This window comes from Actinomadura verrucosospora, from assembly GCF_039540335.1.
Taxonomy (GTDB): domain Bacteria; phylum Actinomycetota; class Actinomycetes; order Streptosporangiales; family Streptosporangiaceae; genus Spirillospora; species Spirillospora verrucosospora.
On record NZ_BAABEV010000143.1, the window covers coordinates 1 to 502 of the forward strand.

Consider the following 502-nt stretch of genomic DNA (forward strand, 5'->3'; position numbering starts at 1 on the left):
TAATTCATCTGCTAAGACGTTTCCAAATAATCGAAAACTTAAAGATAGTGGTTTCGTAAAATCTTCTAGAATATTGATTGGGAGTAATACTGGAGTTGGGTGAATATATCTAGCATAGTAGCCTAACCCTTTTTTACTTAAACCTGCATAAAAATAAGCTAAAGATGTAAGTAAAGACAGGGCCACAGTTGTATTAATGTCATTTGTTGGGGCAGCTAGCTCACCTTCAGGCAAGTGAATTAACTTCCAAGGAATTAATGCACCTGCCCAGTTACAACCTAGAATAAATAGAAATAAAGTTGCAATGTAAGGCACCCAAGGGCGATATTCATGCTCACCAATCTGATTTTTTGCAATATCTTGCAGAAATTCTAATATAAATTCCATAAAATTCTGGAATTTTTCAGGAATTCTTTGTAGATTTCTAGTACCTAGAAATGATAAAGTTAAAAGTGTAGCAATTACTAACCAAGAGACAATGAAAACTTGCCCATGCAATTGC

Annotated in this window: 1 protein-coding gene; it reads right to left on the bottom strand. The window is 34.3% G+C overall.

Features of this window, described 5'->3' with window-relative positions; all coding sequences use genetic code 11:
• A partial coding sequence (atpB, locus tag ABD944_RS42345) for a F0F1 ATP synthase subunit A (RefSeq protein WP_345187955.1) occupies positions 1-502 on the bottom strand: 502 nt, incomplete at both ends.